Source organism: Bradyrhizobium sp. B025 (genome assembly GCF_042257955.1).
Lineage (GTDB): Bacteria > Pseudomonadota > Alphaproteobacteria > Rhizobiales > Xanthobacteraceae > Bradyrhizobium > Bradyrhizobium diazoefficiens.
The window spans coordinates 6,277,007-6,295,290 of sequence record NZ_CP170150.1; the positions used below are offsets into that span (position 1 = coordinate 6,277,007).

Consider the following 18,284-nt stretch of genomic DNA (forward strand, 5'->3'; position numbering starts at 1 on the left):
GCGATTACTCCGAGAGGGCCGTCGCCGGATCGCGGATTTCCAGGACCGCGTTCGAACCGCGGCTGGCGAGGTAGAGCGCACCTGCGCATTCGGCGGCCGCCACGACACCATGCCGCGTGCCGTCCGCACGGGAGTGGAAGGATCCGATGGGCGTCATGTTCGCGTCGCAATACGCTATCAGCCCATAAGACCGCGTGACCGAATAGGGCTTCAGGATGCCCATCTGCTTCAGCTGGCTTCCCTGCATCGGCTCCTTGAAGCTGCGTCCTGAACAGAGTGACGGGGCCACCCAGTGCTCTTCCGGCAGCTCGTTGACCATACGGGTCCTGTATTCATCCTCGCGCAGGATGAACTCCACGAGCTGGTTGCGCACGGAATAGAAGGAAAGCCAAATGCCACCGGCAGCCGCGCGCGTCAGGCGTGCGGGATAGCCAGGCAGGCTGGTGACAAGCTCAACGGGCTTTCCAGCCGGAAGCGCCAGCCCAAGGACGCGGTGACGCAGACACTCGGAGACGAACACCTGTCCGTCTGATGCCGCCAATCCGGATGGCCACCCCAATCCGGTCGCTGCGATCGTAACCCGGTCCTTGACGAGATCGACGACGACGACTGAGCCGGAAAGATCCTTCGTCATCAGCGCACGCCGCCAGTCGAGTGCACCGACATGTTTCGACCCGTTGCACACGGCGAGCGTCGACTCGTCCAGCCACGCGATCGCGGTCGGGCAATGCAGGACGTCACCAGAGGGCTGAACCACCTTGCCGTCGAAGCGACCGCCCCGTACGACGAGTCCCTTGCGGTCCAGCCCGATCGCCAGCGCATCCCCCAGTCCAGCCATCGCCGAGATGGGGGCATCGAACCTTGCCATTGTCTCCGGACCTGAGGAGGAGGTCGGCGGCAGACGGAGCAGCCCGGAGCCGCTCGAGGCAAAGAGGTTGGCACCGAGAGCCACGAGGTTGTCGACCTGATCGACCTGGCAGAGGACCGGCGCGGCCTCGAGCTTCTGGTTCGGCAGGAAGGGGCCGTCGAGCACTGGCACCGTGACCGCGCCTTCGCGGCGCCCCAGCACTTTGTCGATCCATTTCACGAGCGGCGGCCCCAATAGCTGTCCACACCGCAGAACGCGGGGTCGGCTCCCTCCAGCCGGTATGTCCCCATCCTGTTGTTGAAGATTCCGCAGAGATAAAGCACGCCCTTGTGCTCGCGCATCGAGGTGATCATGGGATGCTTCTGACCGCCCTGATCCCAATAGCTTTCGAGGATCTCGCCGCGCTCGTTGAACTTGAGAACACAACCGGTGTTCAAATTCGGCATCAGCCAGGCATCTTCGGAGCACCGCCGCGACATCCTCTTTCGGAAGCCCGGCATCTCGAGCGACAGGTCGAGCGCCGGTGTACGCATCCCCATCAAGGCCAGCCAGTAGCACCCGTCGGACGCGCGATTGATGTTGTCGGGGTAACCGGGAAGGTTCGGAATGACGACCTCCACCTCGCCCTTCTTCGGTCCATCGAAATAGTACCGACTGATCCGGCAAGCCCAGCTTTCCGCGAAGAGCAGGGACTCGTTATCGTAGGACATGCAGATGCCGTTCGGAAACACGAGGTTCTTCAGAACGGTTCGGGTCCTTCTGGTCTTCGGGTCGTAGCGGATGATACGGCCGTTGCCGCGACTCTCGAGCGCGTCCGAATACCAGTCGTGCATCTCGAACCGCGTCGTCGCCTCGCTGAAATAGATGGTGCCATCGGGCGCGATGTCGAGATCGTCCGCGAGCTTCATGTTGGAATCGTCGATGATCGACAGCAGGCTCCGGTTCGTCTCCGCGGTCAGGCGGCGCACCGTGCCGTTCATCTCGACCTGATAGAGGCCCATTCCCGCGACGCAGATGTTGAGATGTCCCTGGCGATCGAACGCCATCCCCAGCGGCGAGCCGCCGATATGCGCCAGCACCTCCCAGCGCTGATAATCGGGCGGAAGCCAGCGCACGATGTCACCGTGACGGTTGCCTGTGTAGAGGTTGTCGTGGCGATCGAAGATGACGTCCTCGGCGCCCTCCAGAATGCCAAGGCCGATGACGCCGACGTCGCGCAGCCTGTCGTTCGGTGCCATGGCGCCGGCGCCCGGGTCCGTTGGGATGGGGTCGGGCATGCGGGCATAGGCCGGGGAAATGTAGACGCTCCGCAGCAGCTTGTGGCGGTTCTTGACCCAGCGCACGTCAAGGAAGACGGCGGCGACAAGGATCAGACCCAGCACGAGGTCGGCCCCGGGGCCGGAGATCGCGAGCGCGAGGAAGCTGTTCGACAGGAGCAGCACGAAAACGGCCCCCATGATCGCCTTCGAGACCGTGCCCCGCCCACCACCAAGCGAGATGCCGCCCAGCACAGTGGCCGTGAGCGCCTGCAGCTCGAGTCCCGCCCCGACGTCCGACGCAGCGCTCCCGATTCGGCTCGCGAACAGGAATCCGGACAGGGCAACGAGGGTGCTGCAGCAAACATAGGCGCTGAAGATCGTCCAGCGAACATTGATGCCGGCATTGTACGCCGAACGGCGCGCCCCACCGACGGCGAGTACATGCCAGCCATACCGTGTGCGCGAGAGCACCACGTGAACGCCGATTGCGATGGCGGCCGTGATCAGGAAGGAGACCGGCGCCAGCCCGATATTCGCGGTGCCGAGATATTCAAACGCGGCGGAGTCGGACATGTTGGTCACAATCGCCGTCGAGAACTCGGGAAAGACGATCTCGAACAACGATCGGAAGATGATGAGGGTGACCAATGTCGTGAGGAACGCCCGCATCCTGACATAGCCGACAAGCAGCCCGTTCAGAGCACCGCATGAGGCTCCGACAACCAGTGTGGCAATGAGACCAGTACCAGCGCTCCATCCCTCGACATTCATGCCGATCAGGGACATCAGCACGGATAGTGCGAAAACCGAGCCGACGGACAGATCGATTCCGCCCGACATCATCACGATCGTGAGGCCGAGAACGATCAGCCCAAACTCCGCAAACTGGCGCGCGAGGTTTCCGAGCGTGGTCCATTCGAAGAAGTGCGGAACGAACGGTCCCAGGCCGAACACGAGCAGCGCCAGCGCCAGGAACGGGATGGCGCTATCGACCCACTTCTTGGTGAGGACCTCCCCGATCACGTGATCGGGGAGGAGCTTGTACCGCCAGCGAACGATATCGGTCGATAAACTCATCTCGTCCATTCCCTGCGCGCGCCGGCCTGGGGCCGTAGCGCCACATGCCCCTTACTTGAGTTCGTCGAGCGTCCAGCAGTTGCGGCCCGTCGCATTGTTCTTGTCGACCCGCGTCACCGGCCCGAAGAACACGTCCTTGACGGCGGCGGCCTTGCGGTTGCCTTGCAGCAACTCGGATATCTGGCCTGCCGCGATCTCGCCCTGGATGTCGGCGTGGAAGTTGTAGACGACGGTCAGGAGCCCCTTCTTGATGCTGTCGCAACCGGTCTGGCTTCCTGCGCCATTCGTGACGATCGTGACCTGCCCGGTCTTGCCTGCGGCTGCCACGGCTGCTCCGGCGCCTACCTCGGCGTTGTCCCAGATGCCCATCACGCCGCAGAGATCGGGATGCTGCTGGAGAACCGTCGCAGTGATCTGGCGCGCCTTGTCGGAGTCGTAATTGGCGGCCTGATCAGATACGAGCTGAAGGTCGGGATTGGCGGCCAGCACCTCGTTGATGCCCTGGCGCATGTAGATGTTGGCCGCGCCGGTCTCCACGCCGGCGAGCCAGACGACCTTGGTGGACGGGCCCTTGCCCTTGGCGCAGGCCTTGGCCAGTTCGCCCATCTCGAGCCGGCCCATCTCGATCCAATCGTTTCCCACATACGAATCCGTCTGGGTCGCCGACTGCATGTTGACCTGAAGCACCGGAATTCCGGCCTCCTGAGCCTGCTTCAATTGGCGCGCATAGGTCTGCACGTCCGGATTCTGCACGATCAGCAGATCGGGCTTCTCGGCGATCGCGCCGGTCAGCGCGCGAATGCCCGCCTCTGTATTCATGTTGGGATCGCGCACTTCGAGCGTGAAGCCATAGCGTTGAGCATGCCGCTGCCATACCGTCACCCAGGCCTGGTTGAGGTCGAAGCCCTGGGAGATCGGAACGAAGATCACCTTCTTGCCCTTGAGGGCCTTCAGATATGCCTCTCTGCCGACCTGCTGCACCTCGGCGGCGATGCTCGGCGTCGCGGACGCAAGGCCCCCGAGCACGAGGCCCGTCAACAACAATCTTCGCAGAACTGAAACCATGATGTCCTCCCGTTTTGTAATCGCTTGAGGCGTTCGCCCTAGATATCGCCACTCTGCGAGGTCTGTTCGTCGCGCGGATTGAGCAGCGCATCGATCGCCAGAGCGCCAAGCAGGATCACGCCCTTGATGAGGTTCTGGGCCGTGAAGCTGATGTTGAGGATCGTCATGCCGTTGGTGAGAACGCCGACAAGGATCGTGCCCACGATCACATTGCGGACACCGCCCTGCCCACCGCTAAGGCCAATGCCACCAAGCACAACGACGAGAAGCACATCGTAGATCAGCGTCGAGTTGTACAGGCGCGTGTTGATGCCGGAGACCACCGCGCACATCAGGATGCCGGACAGAAACGCAATCAGGGCGCTGGCGGCATATTGCGAGATGATGACCGGCCGGGCCGGCAATCCCATGGTGCGCGCGGCGAAAGGATTGTCGCCGGTCGCGTAGATGAACCGCCCGAAGCGGGTCTTCCGCAGGAACAGGGCCACGAGTCCAGCCAGCACCGCCGCCACGCAGACCGAGACGGGAACGCCGGCGATCGTCCCTGTTCCGAGGAATGTGAACCAGCCGTGCCCCGTCGGAGCATAGACCACGTCCGACTTGAAGACGATTCGCCCCGCGCCGTAGACCACCGATGCGAGGCCGAGAGTCGCGAAGATCGGCGGCACGTCCGCCACCGCGACGAGCGTTCCGGTGCCGACGCCGACGAGGATGACGAGCAGCCCGCCAACCACCAGTGCCCAGCCAAACGGCAGGCCGGTGGTCGACAGCCAGATGCTGAACGCAACGCCGATCACCATCACCGCGATCATGGTCAGGTCGATGCCGCGCCCGACGACGACCAGCGCCATGCCGACCGCAAGGATGCCGAGCGTCGCGACGTTGTTCAGCAGCGTGAGGATGTTCCCGGCGGTGAGAAACCTGGGCAGGAAGATCGAGAAAGCCGCGATCAGGACGAGCGTGATGCAGAAGATGACCTCCTCCTGCGTCAGCCTGAACGATGGAATTCCACGCACCAGATGCTCCGAGCGGCTCATGTTCCGGTCAACCGTTTCCGGCTTCGGAGGCGCGACCGGGCCGAGCCCTCGCGCAGGATTGACTGCTCGCGATCATCGTTGTTTCCCCGCCTGCAATAGGCTCTTCTTGGTGGGCAAGATGAGCGAGGTCTCCCTGCCTCATGCAAGGCGCTTTTTCTGACCCCCTGTTTCGTTTTTCTGATCCTCCGGCATTTTGACGCTCACACCGGCAGTGTCGTCGAGATCTCGGCCGTTGAGAAAAACTGACACCCCCGTCAGAAATACTGCGCTTCGCCGGCATTGCCTCGGCGCTTCGCCTACTTGAAGATCGAAACGCGATCGGCGCCTCGACCAATCACAACGAAACAGAGCCGATTTCACCTGACAGGGAGGTAAAGTATGAAATTCCGCAGACTGCTCGCGCTCGCGGGTGTGTTCTTTGGCATGAGCACCGTTGCGCTCGCTCAAACTCAGGCCGACGATGAGTGCCTGAATCCCGGAAACGACGAACTCTTGAAGCAGGGATGCTCCTATCTCGACGAGTTCATGAAGGCGTTCAACTCGCGAGATGCGGAAGCCTGGGCCAAGACGGTCCATTATCCGCACATCCGGATCGCCGCCGGCCAGGTTCAGATCTGGAACACGCCGGAAGAATATGCGCAATCGAACGACGCGAAGCAGTTGGCGCAGGCCTCGACCTGGGCGCGTTCGGCATGGACGTATCGCAAGCTCGTGCAAAAATCCGACGACAAGCTGCACTTCATCACGCGGTTCACGCGCTATGACGCCAACGACAAGCCGATATTGTCGGCCGATTCCTTCTATGTGATCGTCAAGAAGGATGGGCGATGGGGCGCCCTGGTGCGATCGAGCTATGTCGGCATCATCGGCGAGAAGACCGCGTTCTGATGCTCCGCTGGCTTCCGCTCGAACACGGGAGCTGGCGTCGAACCGAATGCTCCTGGCTTAGGCGCGCGGCGCCACGAGCATCTTTCGTCGGGCTCCCGATCGCGGGAGCCCGCCCCTCAGGGGCCCGTTCGAAACAGCCGCGCTTACGGCGGACCGGCCTTGGAGGGATCGATCGAAATCTGGCGCTTCAGGGTGCGCAGGCCGAATGTCGTTCGCGACTGCCGAATACCCGGTATCCTGTACAACGACTGTCGCAGGAAGCGCTCGTAGTGATCGGTGTCTCGCACGGCGACCTTGATGAGATAGTCGTAATCGCCGGTCACCAGGTAGGCCTCCATCACCTCCGGAATCCGCGACAGGGCAGTACCGAAGCGATCGAGCACCTTGTCGTCATGCTTGTCCAGCGTGATCTCGACGAAGGCGATGTTGTTGTATCCGAGATTGGCGTGATTGAGCACCGCGACATATTTCTCGATCGCTCCGTTTTCCTCCAGGCGCTTCACTCTGGTCCAGCATGGAGAACTCGAGAGCCCGACCTGCTCCGCCAGCGCACTCGTCGTCAAGCGGCCGTTCTCGCAAAGCGCAGAGAGAATCCGGCGATCCAGATGATCGAGATCCTCGACGGGGCTGCGCTTGGAGGGCATGGGTCAATCCTTCTGTCTTTTTGCATTCCGGCGGGAAACTTTTCCGCGATTCCGGCCAATACACCGGAATTTTGGGAAATTTTCTCGAACCAGGAGATTATCATTGTGCGGCGGGAGAACGTGACATGCAACCTCAACAGCGCCGATCCGTCAGCGTGATCGCCACCACATCCGACCCCTTTGACGGGATCGTTCGGCTCGTCCTCGACGCGGCGCGGTTCGGCTTCGGCCTCGACCAGGTCGCGATGACGACCTGCCCCGGTGGCGGCCGGACGATACGGATGGTCCTTGAAGTCCAGCCGTCGGCCGATTGCGCTGACATCGCGGAACGGCTGTCGCGCCATCCGGCGATCACGGACCTTCGCGTCGTGGGGCTCGCGCGCGAGGAATCCGGTCGGCCAGGCGTTGTCTCTGCAGAACCGGCAAACGAGCGGATGCTTCCATGAACAGCCCCACGCCACTTCGCTTTCACGTTCCGGAGCCTGCAAGCCGTCCGGGGGGCAAGCCGGATTTCTCCGGCGTCTCGATTCCGAAGGCAGGCTCAGTCCGGCGCCCGCCGGTCGACGTGCTCCCTGAGGAGATTCGTGACCTCGCCTACTCGATCATCCGCGTGCTCAATCACGAGGGCCGGGCAATCGGGCCATGGGTGCCGGACCTCTCCCTGGACGAACTGGTCGCCGGCCTGCGCCACATGATGACCCTGCGCACGTTCGACGCGCGCATGCAGATGGCGCAACGTCAGGGCAAGACGTCTTTCTACATGCAGCACACCGGCGAGGAAGCGGTGAGCTGCGCGTTCCGCATCGCGCTCGGCCCCGACGACATGAACTTCCCGACCTACCGTCAGGCCGGCCTGCTGATCGCGCATGACTATCCGCTCGTCGACATGATGTGTCAGATCTATTCCAATGAGCATGATCCGCTAAAGGGCCGGCAATTGCCCGTGATGTACTCCTCGAAAAAGCACGGCTTCTTTTCGATTTCGGGCAACCTCGCCACGCAGTTCGTCCAGGCGGTCGGCTGGGCCATGGCGTCGGCGATCAAGCGCGACAACCGCATTGCCGCCGCCTGGATCGGCGACGGCTCGACGGCGGAATCGGATTTCCATGCGGCGCTAGTCTTCGCCTCGACCTACAAGGCGCCGGTCGTCCTCAACGTGGTCAACAACCAGTGGGCCATCTCGACCTTCCAGGGCATCGCGCGTGGCGGCTCGGGCACCTTCGCGGCGCGCGGCCTCGGCTTCGGCATCCCCGCGCTCAGGGTTGACGGCAACGACTATCTCGCGACCTATGCCGTCGCAAAATGGGCGATCGAGCGGGCGCGGCTCAACCTCGGGCCAACACTGATCGAATACGTCACTTACCGCGCCGGCGCGCATTCGACGTCGGATGATCCTTCCGCCTACCGGCCGAAGCACGAATCCGAGGAGTGGCCGCTGGGCGATCCCGTGATCCGCCTCAAGCAGCATCTCATCGCAGCCGGCGCCTGGTCGGATGAGCGCCACAAGCAGACCGAGGCCGAGATTCTTGCCACCGTCATCGCCGCGCAGAAGGAAGCCGAGGCCTTCGGCACCCTGCATTCCGGCGGTAAGCCCTCGGCGCGCGATATCTTCGAGGATGTCTATGCCGAACTACCGCCGCATCTGCGTCGGCAGCGCCAGCAGATCGGAGTCTGAGCCATGCCGCGCATGACGATGATCGAGGCAATCCGCTCGGGGCTCGACGTCTCGATGGCTCGCAACGACGACGTCGTGGTCTATGGCGAGGACGTCGGCTTTTTCGGCGGCGTGTTCCGCTGCACGCAGGGCCTGCAGCAGAAGTACGGCGTCTCGCGCTGTTTCGATGCGCCGATCAGCGAATGCGGCATCGTCGGCACCGCGATCGGCATGGCCGCTTATGGACTGCGCCCCTGCGTCGAGCTTCAGTTCGCCGATTACATGTATCCGGCCTACGACCAGATCGTCTCGGAGGCAGCTCGCCTGCGTTATCGTTCGGCTGGCGACTTCACCTGCCCCCTCGTCATCCGCATGCCGACCGGCGGAGGCATTTTCGGTGGACAGACCCACAGCCAGAGCCCCGAGGCACTCTTCACCCATGTCGCGGGACTGAAGACCGTAGTGCCGTCCAATCCCCATGATGCGAAGGGCCTCCTGATCGCGGCCATCGAGGATCCGGATCCCGTCATCTTTCTGGAGCCAAAGCGGCTCTACAACGGCCCGTTCGACGGTCATCACGATCGCCCGGTCACCGCATGGGCCAAACATGAGCTCTCCGAAGTGCCGGAGGGACACTACACCACGCCGCTCGGCAAGGCGGTGACGCGGCGCGCCGGAGAGGCCGTCACCGTCCTGACGTACGGCACCATGGTTCACGTCGCGCTGGCGGCGGTCGAGGAGACGGGCGTCGATGCCGAGGTGATCGACCTGCGCACTCTGCTTCCGCTCGATCTCGAGACGATCGTGGCTTCCGTCGCCAAGACCGGACGCTGCATCGTATTGCACGAAGCAACCCTGACCTCCGGCTTCGGCGCGGAGCTCACGGCGCTGGTGCAGGAGCACTGCTTCTATCATCTCGAATCGCCGGTGATGCGCGTCACCGGCTGGGACACGCCCTACCCGCATGCCCAGGAATGGGACTATTTCCCCGGTCCTATCAGGCTCGGGCAAGCGCTGCGCGACATCATGGAGACACGCTGATGGGTGAGCGCAGCGTCAAGCTTCCGGATATCGGGGAAGGCATCGCCGAAGCAGAACTCGTCGAGTGGCACGTCAAGGAGGGCGATCTTGTTCGCGAGGACGACCTGCTCGCCACCGTGATGACCGACAAGGCCTCGGTCGAGATTCCCTCGCCGCTCGCGGGCGAGGTCAGCTGGATCGGCGCCCGGATTGGCGATGCGGTGGCGATCGGCTCGACGCTCGTGAAGCTCAAGGTCGCAGGCGATGATGCCTCGGAGCCGGCAGACGAGGCACCGACGGAAGACGTCGCCACACCATCGGCCGCGACGAACGCCGAAACCCCGGATGCTGTGCCAACGCCCCCTGCCCGCATCCGCCCCGCGGCCATCGAGGCCCGGCCGGCGACCACATCTGCGGTCCGCCGCACGCCGGGCGAGAAGCCGCTGGCCTCGCCCGCCATACGCCTCAAGGCGCGGGAAGCCGGCATCGACCTGCGCCAGGTCCACGGTACAGGCCCCGCCGGACGCATCACCCACGAGGACATCGACGCCTTCCTGTCGCGCGGGCCGGCGCCGGCCCATGGTCGCGGCATGGCTCCGAAGACCGCCGTCACCGACGTCAAGGTGGTGGGCTTGCGCCGCCGCATTGCCGAGAAGATGGCGCTGTCGAAGTCTCGCATCCCGCACATCACCATCATCGAGGAGGTCAACGTCTCGCCGCTGGAGGATCTGCGCGCGATGCTGAACAGGAAGCCTGCGCCGGAGCACCCGAAGCTAACGCTGCTGCCGTTCCTGATGCGCGCGATGGTCAAGGCGCTTACCGAGCAGCCCGCGCTCAACGCTCTCTATGACGACGAGGCCGGCATCGTCCACGAGCATGCCGGCATCCATATCGGCATCGCAACCCAGACTCCGTCAGGCCTCGTCGTGCCCGTGGTGAAGCATGCGGAGGCGCGCGACCTCCGGGACTGCAGCATCGAGCTGAACCGTCTCGCGCAGCGCGCCCGCGAGGGCACCGCGACGCGCGAGGAGCTGACCGGCTCGACAATCACCATCACCTCGCTCGGCGCGCTCGGCGGCCTTGCGACCACGCCGGTGATCAATCATCCCGAGGTCGCCATCGTCGGCGTCAACAAGATCGCGATACGTCCAGTCTGGGACGGCACGCAGTTCGTGCCATGCAAGATGATGAACCTCTCCTGCAGCTTCGATCACCGCGTCATCGACGGATGGGACGCCGCCGTCTTCGTGCAGAGGCTCAAGGAGCTGCTGGAGAACCCGGCGACGATCTTCGTCGACCCCTAAGGCAGAGCAAGCAATGACCGAAATCACCTGTCAGCTCCTCGTAGTCGGTGGCGGGCCCGGCGGCTATGTGTGCGCGATCCGCGCCGGCCAGCTCGGCCTCGACACCGTTCTCGTCGAACGCGGCAAGCTCGGCGGAAGCTGCCTGAACGTCGGCTGCATTCCTTCGAAGGCGATGATTCATGTTGCCGAGGAATTCGAGAAGCTGGCGGAGGCAGCTGATGGCAAGACCCCCTTTGGCCTGACGGCGGCGCAACCTGCTCTCGACTTCAAGCAGGCGATCGCCTGGAAGGACGGTATCGTTCATCGGCTGAACAACGGCGTGGCTGCGCTGCTCCGCAAGGCCAAGGTCAAGATCGTCCAGGGCCATGCACGCTTCCGCGACGGCAAGACGATCGTCGTCGAGACCGAGACCGGCCCGAAGACGATCAAGGCCGAGACGGTGGTGATCGCGACCGGCTCGGCTCCTGTCGAGCTGCCGACCCTGCCGTTCGGCGGCAGGGTCATCTCCTCGACCGGTGCGCTGTCGCTCGCAGAGGTGCCAAAATCCCTCGTTGTCGTCGGCGGCGGCTATATCGGGCTCGAGCTCGGGACCGCCTTCGCCAAGCTGGGGAGCAAGGTTGCCGTGGTGGAAGCGCAGGACAACATCCTGCCGCTCTACGACGTCGAGTTGACGGCTCCGATCGCCAGACGCTTGACCGCGCTCGGCGTCGAGGTGCTGACCGGTGCCCGGGCGCTCGGCCTGACCGCTCAGGGCGACGGATTGCGCGTCGAGACGCCCGATGGCCAGGAGCGCAGCCTGGCGGCTGACAAGATTCTCGTCACGGTCGGGCGCACGCCGGTCACCGAGGCATTGGGGCTGGAGCAACTCGTCCTCGACATGGATGGTTGCTTCATCCGTATCGGCCAGCATTGCGAGACCTCGATGCGCGGCATCTACGCGATCGGCGATGTCACGGGAGAGCCGATGCTGGCCCATCGCGCCATGGCGCAGGGCGAGATGGTGGCGGAAATCGCAGCCGGCATGCCACGCGCGTGGGACAAGCGCTGCATCCCGGCGATCTGCTTCACCGATCCTGAGATCGTCTCCGCGGGCTTGTCACCGGACGAGGCTCGCCGGGCCGGCATCAACATCAAGGTTGGACAATTTCCCTTTGCAGCCAATGGCCGCGCGATGACGCGCCATGGCGAGCCCGGCTTTGTGCGCGTCGTCGCCAGGGCCGACAATCAACGCGTTCTCGGTATCCAGGCGGTTGGACAGGGCGTCTCGGAGCTTTCTGCCGCATTCGGCCTGGCGATCGAGATGGGCGCGGTCCTGCAGGACATCGCCGGCACGATCCACGCGCATCCCACGCTGGGCGAAGCAATTCAGGAAGCGGCCTTCAAGGCACTCGGCCACGCGATCCACGTCTAGGCCGTCGCGAGACGAAGAGCACGTAGGCGCCTCTAGCGAAGAACGTCCGCGGGATCGCCGTCAAAGTGATGTTGACCGAGCTTGCTCAGAGCGCTTCGGTCTTGCCGCATAAGGATTCGTTCCCGTCGAGCCAATGAGGGGAGACAGAGTCGGTGGAAAACGGCTGGCCGACCTTCCGGCCGACCACAACGCCGCGCCCACGGCGCAACGTCATATGCGCGAGGCCCGGTCCAGTATCTCACCGCGGCACTAAGGAGATATCAACCGACGGGCGCAGTTCGGCGCAGACCGCAAGCACCTCGTGGATATCGCTGGCGAGGAACTTGTCGAACGGAGTGTTGTCGCCTACCGAGGCCCCCCCGATTATGGGGAAGGCCTGTTGCTTCAGAATATAATCAAAACGCGACGCCCACTTGCGGGCGCCGAGCCGCGCCGTGGTCGAGCAATTGTCGACCATGTATGACACGCCCTTATGGCTCATATAGGGATTGAGCGAGTCGACCGCCTCGATGATTGATTCATTGGCGATCTCCGAATACGGGTGGCCGTGATCCTTTAGCACATCGACCTGCGCCATCATGCAGGCTAGATAGACGCCGGCGGTTTCCGGATTGACTGGCGCATAGTTGCGCTCCTTATCAACGCGCACCTTATCGCCGACGGTCCACATTTCGGCGGTGTCGATGTTACGCATCGGATAGATGCCGTGGCGGCGGGTTGCCTGTATGACGCTGCGCACCTCGTTGCCCGAGGCAACGTCGTCGTAGATCTCCTCGAGAATCTCACGGCACGGATGGTACGAGGCGTTGTAGGCGGCGCGGAACGCCGCCTTCTCCTTGTCCTCAAGCTGCTCGTACACCGCCTTCAGACGGGAGCGCGAGATCGTCTTACTGATAGGCCCGGTGATCGACTCCGCGGTGTTGAGGAAGGCGCTGTCCTTCGACATTCCCTCCCCGACAAACCGCTCGTAGAGACTCTCCGCGATGCCATGTACAGCGCCTAGCAAAGCGCGTGGACTGGCCCTCGCGGCCCGTCAGATTGTCGACCGCCGCCATCGCCTTCAGCGTGCCGATCCCCGTGACGCTTTCGACGAGGAAGGACTGGTTCTCCGCGCAGCGTTTGAATTTCTCGTCGAGACGGGCGCGCAGCGGCGGCGTCACGATCACCGAGATCGCGACATAGAGGGGGATCGACAGCGTGACGACCAGGGTCAATAGCGGACTATAGGCGTACATGACGCCGAAGAAGACGATGGTGAAGAAGAGATCGATCACCACGGTGACGGCATTCGAGGTCAGGAACTCGCGAATGCGGTCGAGCTCGCGCACGCGGGCAACGCTGTCGCCGACCCGGCGTGCCTCGAAATACGACAGCGGCAGGTTGAGAAGATGCCGGAACAGCTGCGCCGAAAGCTCGCTGTCGACGCGATTGGTGGTGTGAGCAAACAGCCAGTTGCGCAGCGCCGATAATCCGGTCTCGAAGATCAGCACTGCAGAGAGCCCCACCGCCAGCACGTCGAGCGTCGTCAGCGACTGGTGGACGAGCACCTTGTCGATGACGAGCTGGAAGAAGATAGGTGAAATCAGTCCCATCAGTTGCAGGAAGAAGGACCCGATCAGCACGTCGCGCAGCGGCCCGCGGTATTTCACGAGCGCAGGAATGAACCAGCTGATGTCGAAGGGGCGCGTCGCCCCCGCCATCAGCTCGCGCGTCGTCATGAGCAGCAGCCGTCCGGCATACCGGCCGCCAAAATCGTCCGCCGACCACACCTCGGGGCGCCCGCCATTGCCGCGCTGGACCAGGAAGCGCGATCCAGCCGGCTGCTGGTCGATCTTGAGTAGAACGACGGCTTCGCCGCCCTCCAATTCGGCGAGCGCAGGCAATGGGACCTTGTGAAGCGCCTCAGTGGCCGCAGGCTTCACCTTGGCGACGATCTTCAGCCGCTTGGCGATCCGGGCGAGGTCCTCAAGCTGGTATCGCTCGCCCGGCGAGCCATGGTCGTGAGCGATCTGACCAGCGTCGGCCGGGACGCCAAGGAATTTGGCTACCAGGATGAAGGAAAGCAGCGACGCCGGAAGATCAGGATCATTGCCGCTCGTTATGTCTGCAGTCTCGTCAGGCGCTTTCGCAATCGCAATGGTCATGACCCAGACTTCACACCCAGCCAGAACAGCCTGAATCCCAACCGGGAACCATGCAGGATTTGCCTGGTCCCGCGACTCGCGCAACAGATTGGGACAACAACTTAACCACGGATAACACGATCGCTTACATCTAACGTTGTTCAATGGGCAAGCCAAGCCCTCGTTCGTCGCCCCCGACGAAGGTCGAGGTGGCCATACGATCGGTCCGGCGGCGTGGTGGAGGCGCGGCAACGCGAATGTCGAGGTCAGGAACAATCGCGACGATACGCGGCGACCTGCATCGATCGTCCGGGCCATTGTGGGCCCGAGCCGTTCGACGACAGCATCGCTGCGGGTCGCAAACACCTTGTGATGCAGGCGGTCGTCAGGCCCGCCCCGACGGCGCCCTGGGTGGCGCGCAAACCGGCACCACCCGCGACGACAACCTCAAACGTATGGTCGATGAGCTCGCGCGCGGGTGCCGAACTCATATTGGCTCCCGACGCATCAGGATTGGATGCCGACAGCCCGCGATGACATTTCGTTTAGATTAGATGTTTTAACTATCATATATTGACATTATAACATGACTAGTTACGATAGAATAATGACGTTTGGTGTTCGTTCGAATCGGGTGGTGGGGCGATCGATGATCACAGCGGCTCAATTGCGGGCGGCCAGGGTGCTCCTCGGCATCGATCAGCGACGGCTCGCAGAACTGTCCGGGCTTTCAGTGCCAACGATCCAGCGCATGGAGGCGAGTGAGGCCATGGTTCGGGGCAATGTCGATTCGCTGGTGAAGCTGATTACAGCTCTCGACACCGCCGGCATTGAGTTGATCGACGAAGGGGCTGTCAGTAGCGCCGAGGGGCGTGGGGTGCGGCTGAAAGTCAATTCCGGATCGGCAAAGATCTATTTGAACAATCAGATAGAGAACAAAGCATCAAGCGGAATGAAGGCGCGCAGATAATGTCGGCTGTCGTTTTGCAAATGCTGTGTGTTGCCGGAATGCTTGGATCGGCAGTTCTGGCGATTGTTCTGAGCCGCTCAACGATCGCCACGACCATCATCTACGGCGCGACATTAGCCGCGTCTGCGATTGCGTTGATAGGATCCATTCACTGGTTGCTGGGCGATACCGCGAACGCCGATCTGATTCTGCCAATCGGATTGCCGTGGCTTGGCGCCCATTTCCGCCTCGACGGACTGGCTTCGTTCTTTCTCGTCGTCGTCAATCTCGGAGGGGCATCGGCAAGCCTCTATGGTCTCGGCTACGGTCATCATGAGGAGGCGCCGCAGCGCGTGTTGCCCTTCTTCCCCGCCTTCCTGGCAGGAATGAATCTTGTGGTGCTGGCGGGTGATGCGTTTTCTTATCTGCTTTGTTGGGAATTCATGTCGCTCGCGTCCTGGGCGCTCGTCATGGCGCACCATCGTGAACCGGGCAACGCGAAAGCCGGTTACGTCTACCTCGTCATGGCGAGCTTCGGCACGCTCGCCCTGCTGCTAGCCTTCGGCCTCTTGGCGGGGCCGGCGGGAGACTACGAATTTGCCGCCATTCGCACGGCTCAACATACGCCCTACGTGGCCACGTTGGTGTTGATCCTGATGTTGCTCGGCGCCGGTTCAAAGGCCGGCCTGGTGCCGCTGCACGTCTGGCTGCCGCTCGCGCATCCCGCGGCGCCGAGCCACGTCTCGGCGCTGATGAGCGGCGTCATGACCAAGGTCGCGATCTACGGCTTCATTCGCGTGGTATTCGATCTCCTGGGACAGCCGAGTTGGTGGGCAAGTGTGATCGTGCTTTCTCTTGGCGGCCTCACTGCCGTAATGGGGATCTTGTATGCGATGATGGAAAAGGACCTCAAGCGCCTGCTCGCCTACAGTACGATCGAAAATGTCGGCGTCATCTTCGCAAGCCTCGGCCTTGCATTGGCCTTCCAGGCCAACGGCCTGAAACTACAGGCCGCGCTCGCGTTTGCGGCGGCTCTGTTTCACGTTCTCAATCACTCCTTCTTCAAGAGTCTGCTTTTCTTCGGCGCCGGCGCCGTGCTGACCGCGACCGGCGAACGGGACATGGACAAGCTGGGTGGCCTCATTCATCGCATGCCGTACACAAGCTTCGCCGTTCTCGTCGGCTGTGTCTCGATCTCGGCGCTTCCGCCCTTCAACGGTTTCGTCTCGGAATGGCTCATGTTCCAGGCTGTATTGCAGAGCCCGGAGTTGCCGCAATGGGCGCTGAAGATCACCGTGCCTGCGGTCGGAGCTCTATTGGCCTTGGCGGCTGCGTTGGCAGCGGCGTGTTTCGTGAAGGCCTACGGCGTGACCTTTCTCGGGCGTCCGCGCGGCGTGGCGGCGGAAACCGCAGAGGAAGTCGACCGCTACTCGCTTTCGGCAATGTTCATCCTCGCCGCACTTTGCTTGCTGGCCGGAATTCTGCCGGGGCTGGTGATCGACGCGCTTTCGCCGATCACGCTGCAGATCCTCGGCGGCCGCATGCCGATCCAGGCCAACGAACCCTGGCTTTCGATCGCGCCGATTGCGGAGAGTCGCAGTTCATACAACGGGCTGCTTGTTATGGTGTTCATCGCGATATCCGCTTCAGCGGCCGTCGTCTTTATTCATCGCTTTGCCTCTCGTGCCTTAAGGCGGGGGCCGGCCTGGGGCTGTGGCTTTTCCGATCCGACACCCGCGGCCCAATATTCGAGCGGAAGCTTCGCTCAGCCTATCCGCCGCGTTTTCGGTACGCTCGTGTTCCACGCCCGCGATCATGTCGAGATGCCGCCCCCCGGGGATATCAGGGCAGCGCGCCTGCGAATCGAATTGCACGATCTGATCTGGGAGCGAATGTATGAGCCGATAGCAGGCGCCGTTGGCTTCTCTGCCGATAAACTCAATCGCCTACAGTTCCTGACCATCCGGCGCTATCTCAGCCTGGTCTTTGCGACCCTCGTCACACTCCTTCTGGTTCTCGCGATATGGTCGTGATGTCGGACATTCTTGTGCAAGGCATGCAGATGCTTCTGGTGCTACTGCTGGCGCCGCTGCTGACCGGCTTTGTGCGCAAGATGAAGGCCCGCCTGGTGCGTCGCCAGGGAGCGTCGGTCTTTCAACCGTATCTTGATCTCCTGCGATTGCTCCGCAAGGAAGTGGTGCTGGCGGACAACGCCTCCTGGCTGTTCCGCGTGACACCCTATGTAACCTTCGCCGCGATCTGGGTTGCCGCCGCCCTGGTGCCGACGTTCGCTACCGGCCTCCTCTTCAACTGGACGGCGGACTTGATTGCCATCGTGGCGCTGCTGGGAAGTGCACGCTTCTTTCTTGCGCTCGCCGGGATGGACGTCGGCACCAGTTTTGGCGGCATCGGCTCCAGCCGCGAAGTCATGATAGCGGCGCTTGCGGAGCCGGCGATGCTGCTATTTGTATTTTGCACGGCGCTGATTGCCGGCTCGACCCAACTTTCGACGGTCGCAAATTTCATGGCCTCGTCCTATGTCGGCTTACGGGTATCGCTGGGAATGGCGATGATCGCGCTCATCATGGTGGCGCTCGCGGAGAACGCGCGAATACCGGTGGACAATCCCGCAACGCACCTGGAACTCACCATGGTGCACGAAGCGATGGTTCTCGAATATTCCGGTCGCCATCTCGCAATGATCGAATTCGGCGCCTTCCTCAAACTGCTGCTCTATGTCTCGCTGATCGCGTGCGTGTTCCTTCCCTGGAAGATAGCAGTCTTCGGTACCGGGCCGTTTTCCTATGCCATCGGCGCCGTCGCCTACCTCGTCAAGCTCGCGGTTGCCGGCTTTTTCCTCGCGCTGTTCGAGACCGCCACGGCGAAAATGCGGGTCTTTCGTGTTCCGCAATTTCTCGGTGCGGCCCTCATGCTGGGCCTGCTCGGCACCCTCCTCCTGTTCGTGTCAAAGAGCTTCTGATGCAG

At 62.7% G+C, this 18,284-nt stretch carries 16 protein-coding genes; 9 read left to right on the forward strand and 7 right to left on the reverse strand.

What is annotated here, in order from left to right:
- Nucleotides 1-4: 4 nt before the first annotated feature.
- From ACE10W_RS29550 to ACE10W_RS29565, 4 genes are read right to left on the reverse strand one after another with little or no spacing between them, the layout of a single operon-like run.
- Nucleotides 5-1,087, reverse strand: a complete 1,083-nt coding sequence (locus ACE10W_RS29550) for a strictosidine synthase (RefSeq protein WP_304564116.1) — start codon at nt 1,085-1,087, stop codon at nt 5-7.
- Nucleotides 1,084-3,204 carry an ABC transporter permease gene (locus tag ACE10W_RS29555; protein WP_375762222.1) on the reverse strand — a complete coding sequence of 707 codons (2,121 nt, stop codon included), beginning with the start codon at nt 3,202-3,204 and terminating at the stop codon, nt 1,084-1,086. Before ACE10W_RS29555 ends, ACE10W_RS29550 begins: the two co-directional genes overlap by 4 nt.
- A gap of 51 nt (nt 3,205-3,255) precedes the next feature.
- The gene (locus ACE10W_RS29560) at nt 3,256-4,269 is read right to left on the reverse strand and encodes a sugar ABC transporter substrate-binding protein (RefSeq protein WP_304564114.1); all 1,014 of its coding nucleotides are present in this window, start codon (nt 4,267-4,269) and stop codon (nt 3,256-3,258) included.
- A 38-nt stretch (nt 4,270-4,307) separates the two neighbouring features.
- Entirely contained in the window at nt 4,308-5,306 is a 999-nt protein-coding gene (locus tag ACE10W_RS29565; RefSeq protein WP_011089068.1) for an ABC transporter permease, read from the reverse strand.
- A 378-nt stretch (nt 5,307-5,684) separates the two neighbouring features.
- Between ACE10W_RS29565 and ACE10W_RS29570 the strand changes: the two genes are divergently transcribed.
- Complete coding sequence (locus ACE10W_RS29570; protein ID WP_304564113.1) at nt 5,685-6,194, forward strand: hypothetical protein; 510 nt, start codon at nt 5,685-5,687, stop codon at nt 6,192-6,194.
- Between the two features lie 143 nt (nt 6,195-6,337).
- Here the strand turns inward: ACE10W_RS29570 and ACE10W_RS29575 are convergent, their stop codons facing one another.
- Entirely contained in the window at nt 6,338-6,838 is a 501-nt protein-coding gene (locus ACE10W_RS29575) for an Lrp/AsnC family transcriptional regulator (RefSeq protein ID WP_304564112.1), read from the reverse strand.
- Nucleotides 6,839-6,963: 125 nt separating this feature from the next.
- Here ACE10W_RS29575 and ACE10W_RS29580 point away from each other — a divergent pair, with 125 nt between their 5' ends.
- From ACE10W_RS29580 to lpdA, 5 genes are read left to right on the forward strand one after another with little or no spacing between them, the layout of a single operon-like run.
- Nucleotides 6,964-7,284, forward strand: a complete 321-nt coding sequence (locus tag ACE10W_RS29580) for a hypothetical protein (RefSeq protein WP_028176112.1) — start codon at nt 6,964-6,966, stop codon at nt 7,282-7,284.
- The gene (locus ACE10W_RS29585) at nt 7,281-8,513 is read left to right on the forward strand and encodes a 3-methyl-2-oxobutanoate dehydrogenase (2-methylpropanoyl-transferring) subunit alpha (protein WP_304564111.1); all 1,233 of its coding nucleotides are present in this window, start codon (nt 7,281-7,283) and stop codon (nt 8,511-8,513) included. The genes ACE10W_RS29580 and ACE10W_RS29585 overlap by 4 nt, the downstream gene beginning before the upstream one ends.
- Before the next feature lie 3 nt (nt 8,514-8,516).
- On the forward strand, nt 8,517-9,533 hold the full coding sequence (locus ACE10W_RS29590; RefSeq protein WP_110116921.1) for an alpha-ketoacid dehydrogenase subunit beta: 1,017 nt from the start codon (nt 8,517-8,519) through the stop codon (nt 9,531-9,533).
- Nucleotides 9,533-10,816, forward strand: coding sequence for a dihydrolipoamide acetyltransferase family protein (locus tag ACE10W_RS29595; RefSeq protein ID WP_375762223.1), 1,284 nt, complete (start codon nt 9,533-9,535; stop codon nt 10,814-10,816). The genes ACE10W_RS29590 and ACE10W_RS29595 overlap by 1 nt, the downstream gene beginning before the upstream one ends.
- A gap of 13 nt (nt 10,817-10,829) precedes the next feature.
- A complete protein-coding gene (lpdA, locus tag ACE10W_RS29600) occupies nt 10,830-12,227 on the forward strand; it encodes a dihydrolipoyl dehydrogenase (RefSeq protein WP_375762224.1) in 1,398 nt (465 codons plus the stop codon).
- 238 nt (nt 12,228-12,465) lie between these two features.
- On the opposite strand, the gene ACE10W_RS29605 is transcribed toward lpdA, so the two are convergent.
- Nucleotides 12,466-13,233 (reverse strand): hypothetical protein, encoded by a 768-nt coding sequence (locus ACE10W_RS29605; RefSeq protein WP_304564108.1) that lies wholly within the window; start codon nt 13,231-13,233, stop codon nt 12,466-12,468.
- On the reverse strand, nt 13,115-14,668 hold the full coding sequence (locus ACE10W_RS29610) for an ABC transporter transmembrane domain-containing protein (protein ID WP_304564107.1): 1,554 nt from the start codon (nt 14,666-14,668) through the stop codon (nt 13,115-13,117). The genes ACE10W_RS29605 and ACE10W_RS29610 overlap by 119 nt, the downstream gene beginning before the upstream one ends.
- A gap of 331 nt (nt 14,669-14,999) precedes the next feature.
- Between ACE10W_RS29610 and ACE10W_RS29615 the strand changes: the two genes are divergently transcribed.
- The 3 genes from ACE10W_RS29615 to ACE10W_RS29625 are packed head-to-tail and all read left to right on the forward strand — an operon-like array spanning nt 15,000 to nt 18,279.
- A complete protein-coding gene (locus ACE10W_RS29615; RefSeq protein ID WP_028176116.1) occupies nt 15,000-15,320 on the forward strand; it encodes a helix-turn-helix domain-containing protein in 321 nt (106 codons plus the stop codon).
- The gene (gene hyfB, locus ACE10W_RS29620) at nt 15,320-17,332 is read left to right on the forward strand and encodes a hydrogenase 4 subunit B (protein WP_375762225.1); all 2,013 of its coding nucleotides are present in this window, start codon (nt 15,320-15,322) and stop codon (nt 17,330-17,332) included. The genes ACE10W_RS29615 and hyfB overlap by 1 nt, the downstream gene beginning before the upstream one ends.
- A complete protein-coding gene (locus ACE10W_RS29625; protein WP_028176117.1) occupies nt 17,323-18,279 on the forward strand; it encodes a respiratory chain complex I subunit 1 family protein in 957 nt (318 codons plus the stop codon). Before hyfB ends, ACE10W_RS29625 begins: the two co-directional genes overlap by 10 nt.
- The last annotated feature ends 5 nt before the right edge of the window (nt 18,280-18,284 follow it).